Source organism: Pedobacter sp. (assembly GCF_031119335.1).
Lineage (GTDB): Bacteria > Bacteroidota > Bacteroidia > Sphingobacteriales > Sphingobacteriaceae > Pedobacter.
This window is the reverse complement of record NZ_JAVHXT010000003.1, coordinates 238,769-259,679: the sequence shown is the minus strand read 5'-3', so window position 1 is coordinate 259,679 and position 20,911 is coordinate 238,769. Positions and strand designations below refer to the sequence as shown.

The following is a 20,911-nucleotide window of genomic DNA, read 5'->3' as shown; positions in this document are numbered from 1 at the left end:
TTATTAGCAGAAAAATGACAGCGAATATCCTTTACGTTGATGATGAACCACATAATTTAAGTGCTTTTGCGGCAACTTTCCGTAGATTATATAAAGTTTTTACGGCAGAGTCTGCAGAAGAGGGCAGGAAAATCTTAGATTCTGAAGATATACAGGTAATTATTACCGATCAGCGAATGCCTAAAACCACGGGGGTTGAGTTTTTGGCATCTATATTAGAGAAACACTCAGATCCTATCCGAATGATTTTGACCGGCTATACAGATATTGATGCTGTAATTGATGCTATTAATAAAGGTCAAGTGTACAGGTACATTCAAAAGCCATGGATGGAAGAAGATTTGAGAATCAATATTGATAAGGCTATCGAAATTTATACGCTCAGAAAAGAAAATAGAGAATTGACTGAAAAACTGTTGGTTGCTAACCAGCAATTGGAGTTTATTGCTCGTCAAAACTTATTGTCGTAAACTTGTTTTTGTAATAAAGGTTTTTATCGATACATTTAAGCGTTTTACCGATATATACCTTAGATTGAGCACAATATCCAATACTTTCAGCGAATAATGGGTAGAATACATCTCCTAAGTATTATTTTCTACTTTTAATGAAATGAAAAACAGATTATTGCTCCTTGTACTTGGATTGATTTTCTTTAGCAATCTAGGTGTATTTGCTCAATCTACTTCTAATAAAGGAACAGATTTTTGGGTGCCATACGCTGGGCATATCGACGGATTGGTGTCTAGAATGACACTTTTTCTGTCTTCTGATATAAATACCACTTACCAAGTCAAATCTGGAGGAACTGTTATTGCAAGTGGCAACATTTTAGCAAATGTGGTTACTCCAGTATTTATAGACCCGAACCAATATGAAGTTTATATAGGAACTTCGGATGTAAGGGAAGTGAACAAGGGAATCAATATTGTTACTGGAGAGCCTATTTCCGTATACTGTGTAATATCTAATAACGCTAGAACCGGATCTACTTTGGTATTGCCAAGTTCTGCGCTAGAGCAAGAATATTATGTGTTTTCACAACAAAATGCAGGAGTTTCTAACGTTCCAGCCTATTCAGAGTTTACTATTGTTGGCGTAAAAGATGGTACGGTTGTAGAAATAACGCCTACTCAAACTAACAGAAATGGAACAAGGCTAGCCAATAACAAATTTCAAATTACACTAAATAAAGGCGATGTTTATCAATATCAGTCGCTTAACGATTTAACTGGTACATTTGTTAAAGCAGTAACTGGCTGTACACCAATTGCTGTTTTTTCGGGCAGTACTTGGTCGGCATATTGTGAAGCAGGTAGTACAAGAACTCCAAATGGGGGAGATAATTTGTTCCAACAGCTATTTCCCGTAACCGCTTGGGGTAAAAACTTTGTTTCTTCGCCATTTTACAACACGCTGAATGGTAATACAGATATCATCAAAATTATTGTTGCTGAGGATAATACTACCATCACCGTAAATGGCAGCACAACTTTGGCGGGTGGTATGCCCTTGTCAAATCCGTACAAAAAGGGAAGCGTAATTACGTTCTACACTACGGCACCTAATGTAATTAAAGCTACTTCGCCAATTGCGGTGGCTCAATACCAAACTTCGCAAACCTGCAACTTGGCCAATAGTCAACAAACTGCACAGGGTGGCCCTTATCAAGGCGATCCCGAGATGACTATCTTAAATCCGATTGAGCAAACATTAAAAGACATTACTGTTTATTCGCGGTTAAATAGCGTTTCGGGTGTAAATACCAACATCGCTAAGTATTTCTTAAATATCATTATTAAAACAGCTGATATTGTTGGTTTTACTTTAGATGGAGCTAGTATTGCAAGTCAATTTAAACCTATTGCCGATGGAGAATATAGCTATGCCGTAGTAGATGTGACTAACTCGTCAGACCAACATAGGCTAATGGCTAGCGGTGGTTTTGTGGCTATTGCCTATGGTTATGGCCAGGTAGAATCTTATGCTTATTTAGCTGGTACTGATTTAAAAAACCTTAAAAGCAATATCCAAGTTTTTTCTGCTGGCGGAAGTATTGCCTCTACAAATTTTTGTATGGGTACGAATTTTGATTTTGTTTTAAAACTGCCTTATACAACAGATAAAATTACTTGGAACTTTAATAATGGAACCAAAATAGATATAACAAATACCCCTAGTTTTACCACCACTATAGAAGATGGTAATACTTATTATTTGTACCGATATTCATTGGCTTCTTCAAATTTTTCTAAATCTGGTAGTTACCAGTTAAGGGCAATTATTCAAAAACCTGCTGCTGCTATTTGCGCTACAGATGAAGAGATCTTCACAAATTTCGATGTATTTTCTCCAGACTTTTCACTTCCAAGCGAGGCCTGCGTAAATATGGATATCCAATTAACAGACTCATCTCCAAAAAGTGGAGGGAATATCAAATCCTGGAATTGGAATTTTGGCGATGGAAATAGTTCAAATCTTCAAAATCCAAAGCATAAATACCAAACTCCTGGAGTTAAAACCGTTACGCTAAATGTAACTACAGATATAGGATGTAATCTTACGGTAACTAAAACTATTAGCGTGTTGGCCCCGCCAAAGTCTGCATTTGCAGCTGTTGGTCCGTTCTGTGTAAATGGCAATATTCAGTTTAATAATGAAAGCACTTTTGTTAATTCAAATATTGCAAATCAAACATGGGATTTTGGAAATGGCAAACCTGTGTCTACAGCAAAATCTCCTGCAACAACTTATAGTGCTGCCGGAATTTACAATGTCAAGCTAATTTCTACCTCATCTAGTGGGTGCGCAGATACGGTAGCAAAAACAATTACGATTTATGAAACGCCAGAAATAACGTTTAACGATCCGGCTTCTTGTGTGAGCGACGTAGTACAATACGAGGCGACAGCAGTAAAGGGAAATATAGTTTCTTGGCTTTGGGATTTTGGCGATGGCTCTAATGATTTGTTGCAAAAGGTGCTTCAAAAGCCTAGCCATAAATATACTGCACCTGGTAACTATACGGTAAAGCTAACAGGTACATCAGAACAAGGTTGCAGTGTAACGTTCACTAAACAGGTTGTAATTAGCGGCAGCAACCCAAATAGCTTGTTTGAAGTTAAAAACTCGACAAAGCTTTGTGCAAATGTAGATGTATCTTTTGAAAATAAAAGTACCGTTGGATTTGGAAACATCACCAAAATAGAATGGATATTTGATTATAAAATTGGTGGCGCCAATGTTGTGGTAACGGATAATGCACCAACTTCTGGTAAAATTTACACTCATAAATATCCGAATAGTACAAGTAAGGTAGATTATAAAGTGGTAATGAGAGCTTATTCGGGGCAAGTGTGTTTTACCGAAACTGTACCAATAACAGTAAGCGTTTATCCGGCGCCAGTTATAAAACTTGATGCCATTGAACCTCTTTGTGAAACCGATAATCCTGTTCAATTAGTTGCAAAAGAGGAAAATGCGGTGCCTGGTACTTATGTCTTCTCTGGAACTGGAGTGTCGGCTACTGGACTGTTCAAACCTGGCGAAAGTGGCCCTGGTAATTTTAATATCAAATATACTTACAACGCCACCAATGGTTGTACAGAAGAAAAAAACATCAATATTACGGTAAATAAACTCCCTTTGGTAACCATGCCAGCCGATATAGATATTTTGCAGGGTGGGCAAAAAGTAATCGATGTAGTGGCCACAGGCGAAAATTTGAAATATAAATGGTTTCCTGTAGAAGGTTTAAGCGCCGACGACATAATTAACCCAATTGCGAAGCCTAATAAAACTACCCGTTATACTTTAACCGTAACTTCTAACAGTTGCGAACTGGTTTACGAGTTTAAAGTTACAGTGCATGAGCATCCAGTTATTCCTAATGTGTTTAGCCCTAATGGTGATGGAAAAAATGATACTTGGAATATCAAATATTTGGAAACGCTAACAGAAGGAAATATTGTTATATTTAACCGTTACGGACAAAAGGTATTTAATGCAACACCATACAATGCGCCTTGGGATGGTAGATTAAACGGAACAGACTTACCTATTGGCGTTTACTATTACATCATTGAACCAAACAATGGCAAAAAGAAATACACAGGGTCGGTTACCATATTAAGATGAAGAAGGTATTTGTAGCGATAGGATTATTACTGATGTGGTATGGGGTTTTTGCACAACAACGCCCTCATTATTCACAATATTTGCAAAATATGTCGGTCTTAAACCCGGCCGTAACTGGTCTTAATAGTGGTATAGATTTAAGAATGGGTATACGTTCGCAATGGCAAGGTTTAAAAGACGCTCCGAAAACGGGTTATGTTACCTTTAGTTCGCCAGTTTCTTTTGGTGGCGATATGGCAACGTATAGAGCGAGCGATTTGGGCGTTACCGAGCCAGAAACCAAAGACGATATGTTCGATTACACGGCAAGCATGGCTCATCATAGTTTTGGCTTGCTTTTTTTGAATGATAAAACTGGTCCGTTAAATAGAGTTACTGGCAACCTAACTTATGCTTACCACTTACCAATAGGAGATAGAGCGAATGTTTCGGTAGGAGTAGGGTTGGGTGTAAATAGAATGGGTATTAATGCCCAAGCTTTAGTTTTTGATGAAACTGATGATCCTGTTGTGGGTACATCTGGAGAGATAAATAAATATACACCTGATTTGAACGCTGGTGTTTATTTATACACTTCAACTCTTTACGTTGGGGTATCTATGCAGCAAATTATTAAAAATAAGATAGCTTTTGATGGCGACTTTAACATAGGGAAGGAAGTAGCTCACTATTTTGCAACCGCTGGTTATAAATTCTGGATCAACAATGATTTTTCGGTTACGCCATCTGTAATGTTAAAAGTAGTAGATCCGCTCCCTAAAGCTTTTGATCTAAATTTGAAATTTGCATACCGCAACACTTTTTGGGTTGGTGGCGGTTATCGTAAAAATGACGCTTTCTTCGGCAATGTTGGCTTTAATGTGGCAAATATGGTTGGTGTAGGTTACGCCTACGACTATACCACATCAGCGCTTAACACCGTATCGTCTGGCTCTCATGAATTGAGTTTAAGAGTGTTGTTTTAATAAATAAGATTGCTGCTTATGCGGTGCACTACATCTACCCGGAAAAAAATAACTATGAAAGTTTTTACAAATTTCATAGTGCTTATTTTGCTATGCATTGGCTTTTCTAAGCCTTTGTTTGCTCAAAATATTTCTAACGAAGGAACAGATTTTTGGGCAGTGTTTCCTACACATGACCCTAGTAGTGGCCAGCTGGCGAACATGAATATTTTCATCACATCCAAACGAACTTCTGAGGTTACTGTGAGTTGTGGTAGCTATAGCGAAACCAAACAAATTCCGGCTAATACCGTGGTAGTTTTTGCGGTGCCAAGAGATGTATCCTACATACAATCATCAGAAGCTAATACCAACTTAACAAATAGAGGCATCCACATTAAAACCACCGCTGGTATGCCCGCTGTAGCAGTTTATGGGCACGTTTACGCAGGGGCGAGATCGGCAGCTTCGCTAATTCTTCCTTACGATGCCCTTGGGCAGAAGTATTACTCTATGAACTACACACAAGATTCTAACGGTAGAAATTTCTTGGTGCTAGTGGCGGCAGAAGACAATACAAAATTAAAGCTTACAGAAAGAAATGGGAACGTAAGAACAATTACTTTGGCAAAAGCGGGAGATGTTTACGAGTATTTGGCTGCTGCATCTGTTGACTTAACTGGTGTTTATGTAGAGGTAGATGAAGCAACATCTAAATGCAAACGCTTTGCAGCCTTTTCAGGAAGCACATCACTATCCATACAGTGTAATAATTCAAGGGATCCATTGTTTCAGCAGTTATATACCACCAATAGTTGGGGTAAAATTTACGCCGTTGCTCCATTTTTTAATAGGCGTTCTATCGTTAGAATATTGGCACAAGAAGACAACACAACAGTTAATATCAATGGTACCAGCGTAACTATTAATAAGGGTAGTTTCTACGAAACTTCTACTTTAACAGAGGGCATAATTATAAAGGCAGATAAGGTAGTAAGTGTGGCCCAATACTCACTAACTCAGAATTGTTCGTCTATTACGGGCGGAAATGTAATTGGCGATCCCGATATGATTTTGCTAAATCCGGTAGAGTTCAGTATCACCAAAATAACACTATTCTCTTCAGACCAACAGGCTATTCAAGAAAAGTACATTAACGTAGTTATAAAAACCGATGCAAGAGCTACTTTTAAGGTTAATGGTGCCTTGCCTGCAAATGGTGTTTGGAGAACTTTTACCAACAACCCAGATTATTCTTATATCCAAGTTAGAGTAACTCAGCAAAGTTTAACATTAAGTGCCGACGAAGGCTTTAACGCCATCGCCTATGGCTTTGGCAATGCCGAGTCTTATGGCTATTCTGCAGGAACCAGTTTAGCGGCAAATCAGTATTTAACGGTGATAAATAATACAACCCACGAGGAACGCAGTAATGCCTGTATTGGCGAAGCAGCCGATTTTAAAATTACGATGCCTTACTTGCTGAACCGCATTTTGTGGCAATTCGATGATGGTACGCCAAGCTATGATGACCATTCGCCAGCACCAATAATAAGAACCGTAAACGGAGAAACTTTGTACGATTATACTGCTCCGGTAAATAAATCTTACACCACTGCGGGACAAAGGATAATCAAAGCAACCGGATTTTTTGCTACAGATGCCAATAGTTGTTTCGGTAGCAGTGCCGATTTCGAGTTCGTCTTCAATGTAGACCCAACACCAACTGCTAATTTTAATGTTGGTTTAAGGTCTTGCTTCGGGGTAGAGGTTCCGTTTATAGATGCAAGTAATTCTAATTTAACTGATAAGGTAATTAAAAAGTGGACTTGGGATTTTGGCGATGGCACAGCAATATCGAACGAGCAAAATCCTAAACATATTTTTGCACGGCCCGGAACATTCAACGTTAAATTGATAGTGGCCACAGAAAATGGCTGTGCCTCGGAGGTTTTTACCAAGAGCGTACAAATTTTTACACTGCCTATTGCCAAATTTATTGCTAAACCTTCACTTTGTGAAAAACAGAGCATTAGTTTCGAAAGCCAGTCTACCTCTGCAGAAGGTGCTATTGTTGGTTGGTTATGGGATTTTGGCGATGGAAATACTGGTACTGGCGCTAATCCTGCACATACTTATGCAATTGCAGGAGATTATGATGTAAAATTAACCGTAACATCTGAATATGGTTGTGAAAAATCTGTAATTCAACGTATTAAGGTGAATGTGCCGCCTAAAGTAGATTTCGAATTGCCAGATTTTTGCTTATCAGATGGTAATGCTATTTTCACTAATAGAAGCACAATTGTTAGCAACGAACAGCTTAGTTACCAATGGGATTTTGGCGATGCCCATGCAAATGCACAAAATCCGAATATATCTACACAAAGAAATGGATCGCACAATTACACCAGAACCGGACTGTACGAAATAACATTAACCGTTAAATCGGCTGCGGGCTGTGCAATTACTGTTAAAAAGCAGTTTAGGGTTAATGGAAGCATACCTAAGGCAGCAATGGAAATAGTAAACCAAAATGCTTTATGTAGCAATGCTGCAGTTGTATTTAAAGATAAAGCTACTGTCGATTTTGGTGAGATAACTAAAATTGAATGGTTTTTTGACTATGCCAATAAGACTACAGCAGACATTGTAGATGAACCGAACCTCAGAAATCAACCAGCTAAAGAGTACAGCTATAAATACCCAACTTTTTCAAATGCAGCGAGCAAAACCTACATTGTAAAAATGAGAGTTTATTCTGGTGGTTCTTGTACAAGTGAAGAAACTAAGAGCATTACTATTTATCCAGAGGCTGTAGTTGATTTTTCGCTCAAATCTTCTTGTTTAACAAACGGAATAGCAGAATTTGATAATCTATCTACTTATGTAGTGTCAAATGGAAATTTAACTTACCGTTGGCATTTTGGTGATCATAATACAAATGCGCAAAATCCAAACAATTCAACAGAAAAAGCTCCATTTCACCGCTATACACAAGCTGGAAAATACACCGTATCATTAACTGTAACCGCACCTTATGGTTGTGCAAAAACGGTAATCAAAGAAATTACGATTGATGGAGCCTTACCAATTGCTGATTTTTCCGTGCAAAACTCAAACTCACTCTGTAGTAAAAATGCAGTGGTTTTTGATGATAATACAACATTGGCATTTGGAAATATCACCAAGATAGAATGGTACTACGATTTTGCGAATAACCCAACACAGGCAGAAACCGATACTTCACCAGGAACACGTTCGTCGCCCAAATCTTACACGCATCAATATCCAGAATTTAGTTTTCCGTTTGATAAAACGTATGTTGTAAAAATGGTAGCTTACGCTGGCAATAACTGTGTAGCTACTAAACAGCAAACTATTACGTTAAAGGCTGTGCCAGATATTGATTTTGCGCAAACTATGGAGATATGCTTAGAAGCGCCAGCGAAACAACTGGTTGCCAGAGAAAAAAATGCCATGATTGGAAAGGCTGCTTTTAATGGTCGTGGTGTAAGTATAGATGGTTTTTTCGACCCTGCAAAAGCAGGTATAGGTACGCACGAAATTAAATACATTTTTGCGGTTGCTAATGGATGTACGGTAGAAAAAATCCAAAAAATTACAGTAAACGAAACACCTGCTGTTGATGCAGGTGAGGATAAAAAGGTTTTGGAAGGGGGGCAGGCTACCTTATCAGCTACTGCTTACGGGCAAAATTTGAGATATAAATGGACACCAGCTACAGGTTTAGATAGAGATGATGTACTAAATCCAGTAGTTAGACCAACGGAAGATATGACCTATACACTTACCGTCACTAGCGATAAAGGCTGTTTACAGAAGGATCAGGTATTTGTTAAACTACTTAAAAACCTGGAAATACCTAACGCTATTACACCAAATGGCGATTTGATAAATGATGTGTGGAATATCAAATATATTGAGAGTTACCCCGAAGCTACCGTAGAGATTTACGATAGAGCTGGGCAAAATGTATTTAAGAGTAAAGGATATGCAAAACCTTTTGATGGCACACACAACAATAATAATTTGCCCGTTGGAACATATTATTATATTATTAACTTAGCTACTGCCAAAAAGCCAATGACGGGTACGCTTACTATTGTCAAATAATGCAATTTAAAACTTACTTCTACCTCTTATTTTTTACAATTTTAGCTGCCACACCACTTTTTGCGCAGCAGCGTCCGCAGTACACTCAATATATTTTTAACAACTATTTGCTAAACCCCGCTTTAAGTGGCATAGAAAACTATATGGATGTGAAGGTGGGGCATAGGGCACAATGGGCTGGAATAGAAAATGCGCCTAAAACATCATTTTTATCTGCGCATTGGAATTTGGGTGCCGATTATCTCTGGAAAAATCCTTTATCGCTACCTGAAAAAGGCGATGACCCAATGAGCAGAAGTTATACGCAAAATTATACTTCTTCGCCTGCACACCATGGTATGGGCATTATGGCTGTATCAGATAAGGCTGGTCCAATTTCTAGGTTCGATGCTGGTTTAACCTACGCTTACCATTTACAAACGGGAGGTGCAAGCAATTTGGCAGTGGGTGTGTACGCAGGTTTAAGTAGAATTGCGTTAGATGTAAATGCCATTAAATTAGAAAATGATGGTGATCCTGCACTAGCAAATGTATTGGCCAGTCAGTTTAAGCCCGATGTAGGAATTGGTATTTGGTATTACGGTGCTAGATTTTTTGCAGGAGCTTCGGCGCAGCAAATATTGCCAATGAGGTTGGCGTTTACTAAAGATGCCAACTACGATGACGGAAAAACCGTACCTCACTTTTTCTTAACTTCGGGTTATAGGCTCTCGGTAGATGAAGAAATTTCGGCAATTCCTTCCGTAATGTTGAAAAGGGTAGAGGGGTTGCCTATAAGCTTTGATGCCAACATTAAATTCGATTACAAAGACAAAATTTGGATTGGAGGTAGTTACCGTAAATCTGATTCGTTTTCGGCAATGCTGGGTTTTAACTTCAAAAACCTTGTGAATTTTACTTATGCTTACGATTTAACCACATCTGGTTTGAGAACCATTAGTAGCGGTAGCCACGAAATTGTACTTGGTTTCCAGTTGGCCAACGCTTACGAAGTATTTAGCGGAGGCAGGTATTGGAGGTAAGGAATATTAAAGTTCTTTTCTTAACCTAGCAACGGGAATATTCATTTGCTCACGATATTTTGCAACTGTTCTTCTAGCGATATTATAACCGTGTTCTTTCAAAATTTCCGTTAGGCGCTCATCTGCAAGTGGTTTGCGTTTATCTTCTTTGCCAATACAATCTTCTAGAATTTTCTTTACTTCTTTGTTAGATACTTCCTCGCCACTTTCAGTTTGGATAGCTTCAGAGAAGAAAGATTTTAACAAGAAAGTTCCAAATTCTGTCTGCACATATTTAGAATTGGCAACCCTTGATACCGTTGAAATATCCATACCGATTTTATCGGCAATGTCTTTCAAAATCATTGGGCGTAACTTACGTTCATCTCCTGTTAAGAAATAATCATATTGATAGTGCATAATGGCGTTCATGGTTTTAAGCAAGGTTTGCTGTCTTTGCTTAATCGCATCAATAAACCATTTTGCAGAATCGAGCTTTTGCTTTACAAATTGTACAGCTTCCTTCATTTTCTTATCTTTTTGGGAAGCTTTGTCATAATGGTCAAACATATCCATGTAAGAGCGACTTACACGTAATTCAGGTGCATTTCTAGCATTTAAAGTTAATACCAAAGTGCTATCATTATTGCTGATATGGAAATCAGGAATAATTTGCATTTGTTTGGTAGTTACTTGGTTAGAGTCGCCAGGTTTTGGATTAAGACGCAGAATTTCGGCAACAACCTCTTTTAACTGTTCGCTGTTAAGTCCAACTGCTCTTTCTAATTTATCGTAATGTTTGCGAGTAAATTCGTCTAAGTGAAACTCAACAATTTCTATCGCTTTTTTTATGATTGGGTTAGAACTATCTTTTCTCCTCAATTGCAAGGCTAAACATTCTTGTAAATCTCTGGCAGCAATTCCCGCAGGATCAAAACTTTGGATAAGTTTAAGCATTTCAATCACATCCTCTTCCTCAACCATCACATTTTGTGAGAAGGCTAAATCGTCAATCATCGATGTGATGGGTCTACGCAAATAGCCATCATCATCTAAGCTGCCAATAATTTGTTTACCTACCACAAAATCCTGATCTGATAAGGGTAACAAATCCAACTGTTGCTGTAAACTCTCAAAAAAAGTGGTTTCTATTGCAATGGGCGTTTCCTTTTTCTCGTCATCATCATCACCATTGCTGTAAGAGGTGCTATAATCGTTCGAAGAATCATCTTGTAAATAATCATCTACATTAAATTCATCTAAACTGCTTTCTTCTCCACTGTCGTTACTAAAATCATCACGGTCATCTTGTAAATCGTCGTATTCGCCTTTCGGTTCATCCAAGGTCATTAAACTAGAATCTTCTAATGCGGGGTTTTCTTCTAATTCCTCCTTTATACGCGTATCTAAAGCAACGGTTGGCACCTGCAACAATTTGATAAACTGAATTTGTTGAGGCGATAATTTTTGTAATAATTTTTGCTGTAGATTTTGTTTTAGCATATGTGGGAATAACGAGTTGTCAAAAATAAACAAATGCTTTAGATTTTTGTTGGTTAATTTGATTAATTAATGTTCTTTTCGTTAAGTTTACACCAACTAAAAATATTTATCTAACTAAAAACGTATTTATATGGGATTTGTAAAAGAATTCAGAGAATTTGCCATTAAAGGAAATGTGATGGACTTGGCAGTTGGTGTAATCATTGGCGGTGCTTTCGGAAAGATAATTGATAGCGTCGTAAAAGATTTGGTTATGCCAATTGTATCAGCTATAATTGGACAGCCAGATTTTAGTCAACTATATGTTGTTTTAAAGGGAGAGGTGCCAGCAAATATGGCCTTGGAAGAAGCTAGGAAAATCCCGGAAACAGCAATTTTTGCCTATGGAAATTTTATTACGGTAGCGATTAACTTTTTCTTATTAGCTTTAGTTATTTTTATTATGGTTAAAGGAATAAATAGAATGAAGAAAAAGGAAGAAGCGGCACCATCTGCACCTCCAGCACCAACTAAAGAAGAAATCTTACTTACTGAAATCAGAGATTTACTAAAAAATAAATAATATTTAAATAAGGAGATGGTCAGCTAAATAGTTGATCATCTTTTTATATATGTCCATTAATATGAAAAAGCTTTTACTAATTCTGATGCTCATGTCATCATCTTATTTATATGCCCAAGACAAACAAGAACTGAGTTTGTTAGCTGCCGTAGATAAATTGAAAAATGCAATGATTAGTGGAGATAGACAAGCTTTGGAAGAAATAGCTGCAAATGATTTAAGCTACGGGCACTCTGGCGGTAAGTTGGAAGACAAAGCCACCTTTGTAGAAACCATTGCTAGTGGTAAATCAGATTTTGTAAGTATCGATCTGAAAAATCAAACGGTTAAAATTACAGGGAAAACGGCTATTGTACGCCACGAATTGCATGCCAAAACCAATGATGGCGGCAAACCGGGAGAGGTGCACATTGGCATTATGTTAGTTTGGCAAAAACAGGGCAAAGACTGGAAAATGTTAGCTAGGCAAGCGTATAAATTACCTCAGTAATTACCTTATAGATAAACTGGTATCCAGTACTTTCTTCTCAAAATCTTCTACCGGATATTTCGCTTCTATCAATTGCAGAAGCATTTCGGTAGCCAATCTGCCAATTTCGTAAGCAGGCTGTCTTACCGATGTTAATGATGGATTGAACAAGTCGAGTACATCAGAATTACTGAAACCTGCGATAGCCATATCTGTTGGTACGGCAACATTTAGGTTTTTAAATACACTCAAACACCCCGTGCTCAACCTGTCGCCAGCTACGAAAATAGCATCTGGTTTCTCTTTTAGAGCCAATAATTCTTTAATAGCAGTTTCGGTTTCTTCGTAAAGCATTCCACCATGTGGGCAATATTTTACGTAAGTCTCATCAAAAGTAATTCCGTTATTAGCCAAAGCTTTTTTATAGCCTGATAAACGTTCAATACTGATAGAAAGGTAACTAGAACTGGTAAGGTGTGCTATTTTTTTATATCCTTGTTTTATCAGGTAAGTGGTGGCATCGTAGGCACCTTTTTCGTTATCGGCAATCACTTTGTGCGTAATGATTTCATCCGCAACGCGATCAAAAAATACAATCGGCAAACCTTTTTCGTGAAGCGATTTTAAATGTGAAATGTCTTCTGTTTTAGAGGATAAGGAGATAAGTAGCCCATCAACAGACCTAGATGCCAAGTGGTTAACGTTAATAACTTCGCGTTCGTAAGATTCGTGCGTTTGAGAAATGATAACGTGGTAGCCTTTATCGTAGGCAATGGATTCTATACCATCAACTGCTTGTGAGAAATAGCTGTTGGCTACCTCACTAACTACAACCCCAATAGATTTGCTTCTGCGCTCCTTTAAACTTAATGCTATCGGATTGGGTTTGTAGCCTATTTCCTTCGCATAATCAGTTACCAATTTCTTTGTTGCTGGACTAATTTCGTAAGTATCTCTTAGCGCTCTCGAAACGGTAGAAGTAGAGAGGCCAAGTGCTTTGGCAATATCTTTTATGGTAACTGGCTCAAACATGTGTTAGTGTGTAAAATTACGTAGGTTACGGTAGTATCAAAGTCTTCCAAAAATACTACAATTTCTCCATTGTATTAAAGATATAATTTTTGATTGAAATTGGCAACGTTGTCGGGAACGATTGCATAAATTTATACCTATCCAACAACGCCATATCTTAAAAAAACATTGTAGAATTGTTAATGGATGGTTCCAAGGCCGTCTGCATATAACCAAATTTTAACCATATTGTATGAAAAAAATCTTGCTGTTTTTTTGTGTATTGGCTATTGGAATTCAAATAGTGCAAGCACAAACTAGGTCAGTAACAGGAAAGGTAACCGAAAAGGCTACCGGATCTCCAATTCCTGGTGTTGCCGTAACAATTAAAGGAACAAAAAATGCGGTATCAACCGATGCCAACGGTATTTACAAAATTAGCATTCCATCTACTGGTAATACAACGTTAGTTTTTAATTCGATAGGCTTTACAAATCTTGAAGTACCTGTTGGAACAAAAAGCCAAGTGAATGCTGCTTTAGATGAAAGTTCTACTACACTTAACGAGGTGAAAATTGTGAATATCGGTTACGGAACTGTAAAAAGAGAGGCCGTAACAGGAGCTGTTTCTTCTGTTAGTGCGGCTACTATTGCAGCCGCTCCTGTTGCTTCTGCTTTAGAAGCTATCCAAGGTCGTGTTGCTGGTGTAAACATTACATCAACGGAAGGTTCGCCAGACGCAACGATGAATGTTAGAGTGCGTGGCGGTGGCTCAATTACGCAAAGTAATGATCCTTTGTACATTGTAGATGGTTTTCCGGTAAATACAATTGCCGATATTGCCCCACAAGATATAGAGAGTATTGATATTTTAAAAGACGCATCTTCTACGGCTATTTATGGATCAAGGGGAGCAAATGGTGTAGTGGTAGTAACCACCAAAAGTGCCAAAACTGGAACTACTAGCATTTCATACAATTTGTTTGGAGGCTATAGGGAAATTGCTAAAACCTTAGATGTTTTAACTCCTTATGATTATGTAACTTGGCAGTATGAGCGTGCCCTACTGGCAAATTCTATAAATACATACACTAGATATTTCGGTAATTTCCAAGATATAGATTTATATCAAAATATACCGGTAAACAATTGGCAAGATATTGTATTTGGGCGTACCGGAAATACCATTAACCATAATATTAGTATTATGGGTGGTAGCGATAAAACCAAATATAGCTTAAGCCATAACTTTGTTAAGGATAAAGCTATTATGCAGCTTTCTGGCTACGAAAGGCAGAACATCAATTTTAAGCTAAACCATAAACTTTACGACAACCTTTCATTGGATTTTGGAGCAAGGTATGCCGATATTAAAACAAAAGGTGGAGGAGCTAACGAAACTCGTGAGTTCTCATCAGCAGACTCGAGGTTAAGATTTGCGGTAATTTATCCGCCAATGCAAGTACCTAGTTTAACTAATGATGACGATGTTGATCCTGACTTTGCATTATATAACCCTTTAATTGCAATTGCTGATAATGATCAATATATCCATCGTAAACAATATAATTTTAATGCAGCCTTAAATTATGATATCATTAAAGGATTAAGGTTTAGAAGCGACGTTGGCTACGAGGGTTTGAGAACAGACCAAGATCGTTTTTACGGCAACACTACGTATTATGTTAGAAATGCGCCACGTAGTGAAAATCAGAATAAACCAGCTTTGATACAAACGAATAACAACCGTAATTTATTTAGAGCTACAAATACGTTAAACTACGACTTTAAGAAATTGATAAACAATGAGCATAATTTAAGCTTATTGGTTGGCCAAGAGTATATTAAGTATGAGAACGTTGCGCAATCAACAGTTACACACGGCTTCCCTAGAACTTTTGGTTTCCAAGATGTACGTGTATTAACTACAGAAGGGGTAGCCAACTCTGTTGAGAACTTTTATGCTGCCGATGATATCCTTTTGTCGTTCTTCACAAGGGCAAATTATGATTACAAAGGCAAATACTTGTTAAGTGCGTCTCTTAGAGCTGATGGTTCTTCTAAATTTTCTGAAGGTAACCGTTGGGGATACTTTCCTTCAGTTTCTGGTGCGTGGCGTATTATTCAAGAAGATTTTATGTTAAACACAAAATTATGGCTTTCTGATTTGAAATTGAGGCTTAGTTATGGTACTGCAGGTAATAACAATATTCCAGTTGGCCAAATTGTACAGACATTTCAAAGTACCACCAACAACTGGATTAATGGAGCAGCTAGTTTCTGGGGCCCAGCCACAACTATGGCCAATCCAAACTTGAAATGGGAAACTACCGTTAGTAGAAATTTGGGCTTGGATTTTGGGTTTCTAGGTTCAAAATTAAACGGATCTATTGATGCTTACATAAATAATGTTAAAGATTTATTGCTTGAGTTTCCTGTATCTGGTACGGGGTATTTAACCCAGTTCCAAAATATTGGCGAAACCCGAAATAAAGGCTTGGAATTTAACTTGAACTACAGAGCAATTCAAAATAAAAATTTTGACTTAGCAGTAAACGCCAATATTTCCTTCAATAGAAACAAAGTAGTGTCTCTTGGTGCGCTAAACAGTATTAGCCAACCCTCTGGATGGGCCTCAACCGCCATCGATGCAGATTATATGGTTTTAGCCGGGGCTGCTGTTGGTCGTATATACGGCTATAAAAATGCAGGGCGATATGAGGTATCTGATTTCTCAGGAGTTAGCGGCAATACTTGGACACTTAAACCTGGAGTTGCAAATGCCACCACTGTAATTGGAACTCTTAGGCCAGGATCTATGAAACTAGAAGATTTGAATGGTGACGGCGTAGTTAATTTGGCCGATAGAACGTTTATAGGAGATACCAATCCGTTACACACTGGTGGTTTCAGTATAAACGCTAGGGTATTCGATTTTGATTTTGCAGCATTTTTTAACTGGAGTTATGGTAACGATGTATATAATGCTAACAAAATCGAATATACATCTACAGGTCAGTTCAATTCCAGAAATATGATAGATATTATGGCAACTGGCAACCGTTGGACCAACCTACGTGCCGATGGGACTATCAGTAATAATCCAGCAGAGTTAGAGGCAATGAATGCCAATACTACAATGTGGTCGCCATATATGCGTAATTTTACTTTGTCTGACTGGGCTATCGAGGATGGGTCGTTCCTAAGACTATCGACCATTACCTTGGGTTACACATTGCCAAGCGCTATATCAAGTAAGCTTAAAATGAAAAAATTGAGAGTTTATGCTTCGGGCAATAATGTTTTCTTGTTAACCAACTATTCAGGTTTTGATCCTGAGGTATCAACCAGAAGAAGAACAGGGTTAACACCAGGAGTGGATTATTCTGCGTACCCACGTAGTAGATCAATTATTTTCGGTTTAAATGTGAATTTCTAATTCATCGTATATGAAAAAGATTAATTATATATTACCTCTTATTGTACTGGGTGTATCAATAAGCAGTTGTAAAAAAACGCTTGAGGCACCCGCTAAATCATCATTAGAGGCATCGGTTATTTTTTCTACACAAAATTTGGCCGAAGGTGCCATCACAGGTATTTTGCAAAGCTTTGCCGAACAAAATTCTCATAGAGGTAGATATATTGTGTTTTATGGGACCAATACTGACGTTGAAGTGCAAAGCAGTATCAAAAACACTGCTGACGAAAAATCAAAATTGGCTAACTACGGCACCAATGTTAATAACGAGCAAATGAATACCGAAAATAATTCATGGGCTATGCTATATTCTGGTATTGAACGTGCTAATTTAGCCATCAGCGGTTTACGTACCTATGGTAATGTAGACAACAACCCCGTAATGGCTCAGTTGCTGGGTGAGGCACTTACATTGCGTGCTGTAATTTATTTAGATTTGATTAAAGCCTGGGGTGATGTGCCGGCGAGGTTTGAACCTATTACTGGCGAAACATTATATAAGCCAAGAGCTGATAGGGATGTAATTTACAAACAACTTTTAGCTGATTTAGCGGAAGCTTCTAATTATTTGGCTTGGCCAAATGGCTCTACAAGAACGAGCTCTGTAGAGCGTATTAACAAAGCTTTTGCCAAAGGAATGAGAGCAAGAATTGCACTAATGGCAGGCGGTTATGCATTACGTCAAGATAAAACAGTACGTTTAAGCAATGATCCCGATTTGACTCGTGAAAAAATGTATGAGATTGCTAAAACTGAATGCTTAGATGTTATAGCTAGTGGTACTGTTAGGTTGCTGCCAAGTTTCGAAACCGTATTTAGAAACTTAAATCAGGAAGTGCTTACGGCTGGTCAAGAATCAATTTGGGAATTGCCATTTGCTGATGGTAGAGGCCGTGTAATTTTCGATCTAGGTGTTAATCATGCTAAAATTGACAAATATACAGCACAAAATAGAGGAGGCACAACGGTAGCCAATCCCACAATGTGGTATGAGTTCGAAAGACAAGACACTCGCCGTGCTGTAAGTATTACGCCTTACGGATGGGATAGCGATGGTACAGCAAACACAGCTTTCCAGGTAGCGTCTACGTTAGGCAGAATGTATTTTGGTAAGTATCGCTATGAGTGGATGAAACGCAGGGTAACTTCTACCAACGATGATGGTATAAATTGGATGTACATGCGCTATTCGGATATTTTGCTGATGGCAGCAGAAGCTATTAATGAAATAGATGGGCCTGCACAAGCTTCTCAATATTTAAGATTAGTTAGGGAAAGAGCTTATGCCGGTAATACGGCGATGGTTGCCACTTACATGGCTACTGCTACTGCTTCCAAAGATGCTTTTTTCAATGCAATTGTGAAAGAGCGTGCTTTGGAGTTTGTTGGCGAAATGCTAAGAAAGCAAGACTTGATCAGGTGGAATTTATTGGACAGCAAATTAGCCGAAAACAAAGTAAAGCTTGAACAATTGGAAAACAGACAAGGTATATATGCCAATTTACCGTTGAGGGTTTATTACAGCTTGGCAGCAGATAATGAAACCTTAAATATATATGGATTGAATTTTGGTGACACCGATGCAATAGGCGCTGCGGGCGGATATACGGGAAATAAGGCTTGGACTATGGTTTCAACCAATGATGTGTCTACCTTTTGGAACGCTTTGTATGTAGGCCAGCCTAGCAAACAACCTTATTGGCCAATTTGGCAAAGGTTTTTGGATGCTTCCAATGGAACATTAAATAACACTTTCTTAGGCTTATAATTTATTTTGTCATGAAAAATATTTCGAAAATATATTTGGTTTCTTTCCTCGCTTTAACAGTGTTGGGAAGCTGTAAAGATGATAACTTAGAACCAATCACTACGTTAAAAACTGATAGAGCTTTTTCAGCTACAGGCTTAACAGCAACTATTGTTAATAAAGTAAACGTAAGGCTAACTTGGGCCAAGGTGTCAAATGCTGCTACTTATAGTGTAGAGATTTTTGATAATGTAGATTTATCTGGTACGCCTGTAAAGACAATTACAGATGTAAGGTTTGAACAATTGCCGCTTACCGTTAATGGTTTAGAAGGTAACAAACAACATACGGCCCGAATAAAATCTATTGGGGTAGAAGGTACCGCAGAATCAAAATGGATTAGTGTTGGCTTTAGAACCGATGCCGAACAAATATTAAATGCGGTTAATGCAGGAGATATCACAGCAAATTCTGTTAAGGTTACTTGGCCAGCTGGAGAAACTGTAACCAGATTGGTTTTTACACCAGGTACAGTTTCGCACACCTTAACTGCAGCCGAAATTGCTGCAGGTAGTGCTACGGTTTCGGGTTTAACTGCCGAAACACTATACACAGTTGCAATTCTAAATAATACAATACAAAGAGGGTCGGCCAATTTCACTACTTCGGTAGATGTAAGCGCTTTTACACAAGTTCGTACAGATGCTGAATTTACGACAGCATTGGCAGCCTCGGGTGCAGTGAGAATTGCTTTGCATCCTGGTACTTATACGTTAATCAGCGATATTACAGCCGACAAAAATATCACTATTGTTGGTACGAATGCAGGTAACAAGCCAATTATAAATAGGGCAGTATTTAAGATGGCAGCAAACGCAGGTTTAACACTAAATAATGTGAAGTTGGATGGTAACCAAGCTGGTGGTAACACTAACCAATTAATTGTTTATAATGAAGCTTTGGCTACTACTTACGGGGCGGTTTCTATATTAAATAGTGAGATATATAATTATCAAAAAGGATTAGTTTATATAAACGTAAAAGCTTTAGTAGAATCAATAACAGTTGAAAATAACATTATAAGAGATTTTAATGTTACGGGTGCTGCTTTTGTTGATATGAGAACTGGGTTTGCTAAAACCTTTACAATGAAAAACAATACGTTATATAATTTCACTACAAGTGATAGTCAAAGAGATCTTTTCCGTATCGATAATTACACGGCAGATTTTACAAGCCAAACTACTAACAAGCTTATTATTCAGAATAATACGTTTTACAATGTAATGAATTATACAGGAACAAGATATTTGTACAATAGATTGTCTACGTTGTCGAACATTTTCAGCAAAAATATTATAGCCGGTAGTGTGGCTTACTATTCTAACCAAAGCTCAACAAATATTGGTGAAATGTTAAATAACAATTATTTCAACGCTGCCAATTTCTATGAGAGTACCACTACGTCTGCAAGAAATGACGCAGCAGCAAATGGCTATACTAGATTAGATCCTGGTTTTGCAAATGCTGCAACGGGTAACTTCACTATATCAAACGTTGATTTAAAAGCCAACGGAATAGGTGATGTAAGATGGAGATAAGTAAAATTTAACTAACTAACTAACATACGGTGGGGCGAATAGCCCCATCTTTTTTTAAACCTTTTTTAAACTATATGTTTCGTTCGTTGTTGCTAACATCTTTCTTTTTAATCACACTTTTTACGCCGCAAATGGAAGATAAAACCACGGTGTTCATTATTGGAGACTCTACTGCTGCTAACAAGCTAACTACAGCGTACCCAGAAACCGGCTGGGGTATGCCTTTCACTTACTTTTTCGATAAAACCGTAGAGGTAAATAACTTGGCAAAAAACGGTCGTAGTACACGTACTTTTTTAAGCGAAGGATTGTGGGATA

12 protein-coding genes and 1 pseudogene are annotated in these 20,911 nt (G+C 37.9%); 11 read left to right on the top strand and 2 right to left on the bottom strand.

The annotated features are described in order from the left end of the window. The first annotated feature begins 14 nt into the window (after nucleotides 1-14). The 5 genes from REI64_RS05015 to REI64_RS04995 all read left to right on the top strand — a co-directional run bounded on the left by REI64_RS05015 (nucleotide 15) and on the right by REI64_RS04995 (nucleotide 10,240). Nucleotides 15-470: a response regulator gene (locus REI64_RS05015; RefSeq protein ID WP_308849008.1), complete on the top strand. Its 456-nt coding sequence runs from the start codon at nucleotides 15-17 to the stop codon at nucleotides 468-470. A gap of 142 nt (nucleotides 471-612) precedes the next feature. Then, nucleotides 613-4,137 carry a PKD domain-containing protein gene (locus REI64_RS05010; protein ID WP_308849007.1) on the top strand — a complete coding sequence of 1,175 codons (3,525 nt, stop codon included), beginning with the start codon at nucleotides 613-615 and terminating at the stop codon, nucleotides 4,135-4,137. Then, nucleotides 4,134-5,102 (top strand): type IX secretion system membrane protein PorP/SprF, encoded by a 969-nt coding sequence (locus REI64_RS05005; protein ID WP_308849006.1) that lies wholly within the window; start codon nucleotides 4,134-4,136, stop codon nucleotides 5,100-5,102. Before REI64_RS05010 ends, REI64_RS05005 begins: the two co-directional genes overlap by 4 nt. A 54-nt stretch (nucleotides 5,103-5,156) precedes the next feature. Next, nucleotides 5,157-9,218, top strand: coding sequence for a PKD domain-containing protein (locus tag REI64_RS05000; RefSeq protein WP_308849005.1), 4,062 nt, complete (start codon nucleotides 5,157-5,159; stop codon nucleotides 9,216-9,218). Beyond that, a complete protein-coding gene (locus REI64_RS04995; RefSeq protein WP_308849004.1) occupies nucleotides 9,218-10,240 on the top strand; it encodes a type IX secretion system membrane protein PorP/SprF in 1,023 nt (340 codons plus the stop codon). Before REI64_RS05000 ends, REI64_RS04995 begins: the two co-directional genes overlap by 1 nt. A gap of 6 nt (nucleotides 10,241-10,246) precedes the next feature. On the opposite strand, the gene rpoN is transcribed toward REI64_RS04995, so the two are convergent. Then, nucleotides 10,247-11,722, bottom strand: coding sequence for an RNA polymerase factor sigma-54 (rpoN, locus tag REI64_RS04990; RefSeq protein ID WP_308849003.1), 1,476 nt, complete (start codon nucleotides 11,720-11,722; stop codon nucleotides 10,247-10,249). Between the two features lie 130 nt (nucleotides 11,723-11,852). On the opposite strand from rpoN, the gene mscL reads away from it, so the two are divergent. Both mscL and REI64_RS04980 read left to right on the top strand, forming a co-directional pair. Then, nucleotides 11,853-12,284, top strand: a complete 432-nt coding sequence (gene mscL, locus REI64_RS04985) for a large conductance mechanosensitive channel protein MscL (RefSeq protein ID WP_308849002.1) — start codon at nucleotides 11,853-11,855, stop codon at nucleotides 12,282-12,284. A gap of 61 nt (nucleotides 12,285-12,345) precedes the next feature. Next, nucleotides 12,346-12,774 carry a nuclear transport factor 2 family protein gene (locus REI64_RS04980; RefSeq protein WP_308849001.1) on the top strand — a complete coding sequence of 143 codons (429 nt, stop codon included), beginning with the start codon at nucleotides 12,346-12,348 and terminating at the stop codon, nucleotides 12,772-12,774. Here the strand turns inward: REI64_RS04980 and REI64_RS04975 are convergent, their stop codons facing one another. Then, nucleotides 12,775-13,785, bottom strand: a complete 1,011-nt coding sequence (locus REI64_RS04975; protein ID WP_308849000.1) for a LacI family DNA-binding transcriptional regulator — start codon at nucleotides 13,783-13,785, stop codon at nucleotides 12,775-12,777. A gap of 232 nt (nucleotides 13,786-14,017) precedes the next feature. Here REI64_RS04975 and REI64_RS04970 point away from each other — a divergent pair, with 232 nt between their 5' ends. The 4 genes and pseudogenes from REI64_RS04970 to REI64_RS04955 all read left to right on the top strand — a co-directional run. Beyond that, nucleotides 14,018-17,203 carry a TonB-dependent receptor gene (locus REI64_RS04970; protein ID WP_308848999.1) on the top strand — a complete coding sequence of 1,062 codons (3,186 nt, stop codon included), beginning with the start codon at nucleotides 14,018-14,020 and terminating at the stop codon, nucleotides 17,201-17,203. 10 nt (nucleotides 17,204-17,213) lie between these two features. Further along, nucleotides 17,214-19,013 carry a RagB/SusD family nutrient uptake outer membrane protein gene (locus tag REI64_RS04965; RefSeq protein WP_308848998.1) on the top strand — a complete coding sequence of 600 codons (1,800 nt, stop codon included), beginning with the start codon at nucleotides 17,214-17,216 and terminating at the stop codon, nucleotides 19,011-19,013. 11 nt (nucleotides 19,014-19,024) lie between these two features. Continuing rightward, entirely contained in the window at nucleotides 19,025-20,593 is a 1,569-nt protein-coding gene (locus REI64_RS04960; protein WP_308848997.1) for a DUF4957 domain-containing protein, read from the top strand. Between the two features lie 74 nt (nucleotides 20,594-20,667). Then, nucleotides 20,668-20,911: pseudogene (locus tag REI64_RS04955) on the top strand (GntR family transcriptional regulator); the annotation flags it as partial.

Excerpts from the sequence above, each read along its gene's own strand:
- REI64_RS05015 (WP_308849008.1), top strand. The coding sequence starts at position 15 with ATGACAGCGAATATCCTTTACGTTGATGATGAACCACATAATTTAAGT.
- REI64_RS05010 (WP_308849007.1), top strand. The coding sequence starts at position 613 with ATGAAAAACAGATTATTGCTCCTTGTACTTGGATTGATTTTCTTTAGC.
- REI64_RS05005 (WP_308849006.1), top strand. The coding sequence starts at position 4,134 with ATGAAGAAGGTATTTGTAGCGATAGGATTATTACTGATGTGGTATGGG.
- REI64_RS05000 (WP_308849005.1), top strand. The coding sequence starts at position 5,157 with ATGAAAGTTTTTACAAATTTCATAGTGCTTATTTTGCTATGCATTGGC.
- REI64_RS04995 (WP_308849004.1), top strand. The coding sequence starts at position 9,218 with ATGCAATTTAAAACTTACTTCTACCTCTTATTTTTTACAATTTTAGCT.
- rpoN (WP_308849003.1), bottom strand. The coding sequence starts at position 11,722 with ATGCTAAAACAAAATCTACAGCAAAAATTATTACAAAAATTATCGCCT.
- mscL (WP_308849002.1), top strand. The coding sequence starts at position 11,853 with ATGGGATTTGTAAAAGAATTCAGAGAATTTGCCATTAAAGGAAATGTG.
- REI64_RS04980 (WP_308849001.1), top strand. The coding sequence starts at position 12,346 with ATGAAAAAGCTTTTACTAATTCTGATGCTCATGTCATCATCTTATTTA.
- REI64_RS04975 (WP_308849000.1), bottom strand. The coding sequence starts at position 13,785 with ATGTTTGAGCCAGTTACCATAAAAGATATTGCCAAAGCACTTGGCCTC.
- REI64_RS04970 (WP_308848999.1), top strand. The coding sequence starts at position 14,018 with ATGAAAAAAATCTTGCTGTTTTTTTGTGTATTGGCTATTGGAATTCAA.
- REI64_RS04965 (WP_308848998.1), top strand. The coding sequence starts at position 17,214 with ATGAAAAAGATTAATTATATATTACCTCTTATTGTACTGGGTGTATCA.
- REI64_RS04960 (WP_308848997.1), top strand. The coding sequence starts at position 19,025 with ATGAAAAATATTTCGAAAATATATTTGGTTTCTTTCCTCGCTTTAACA.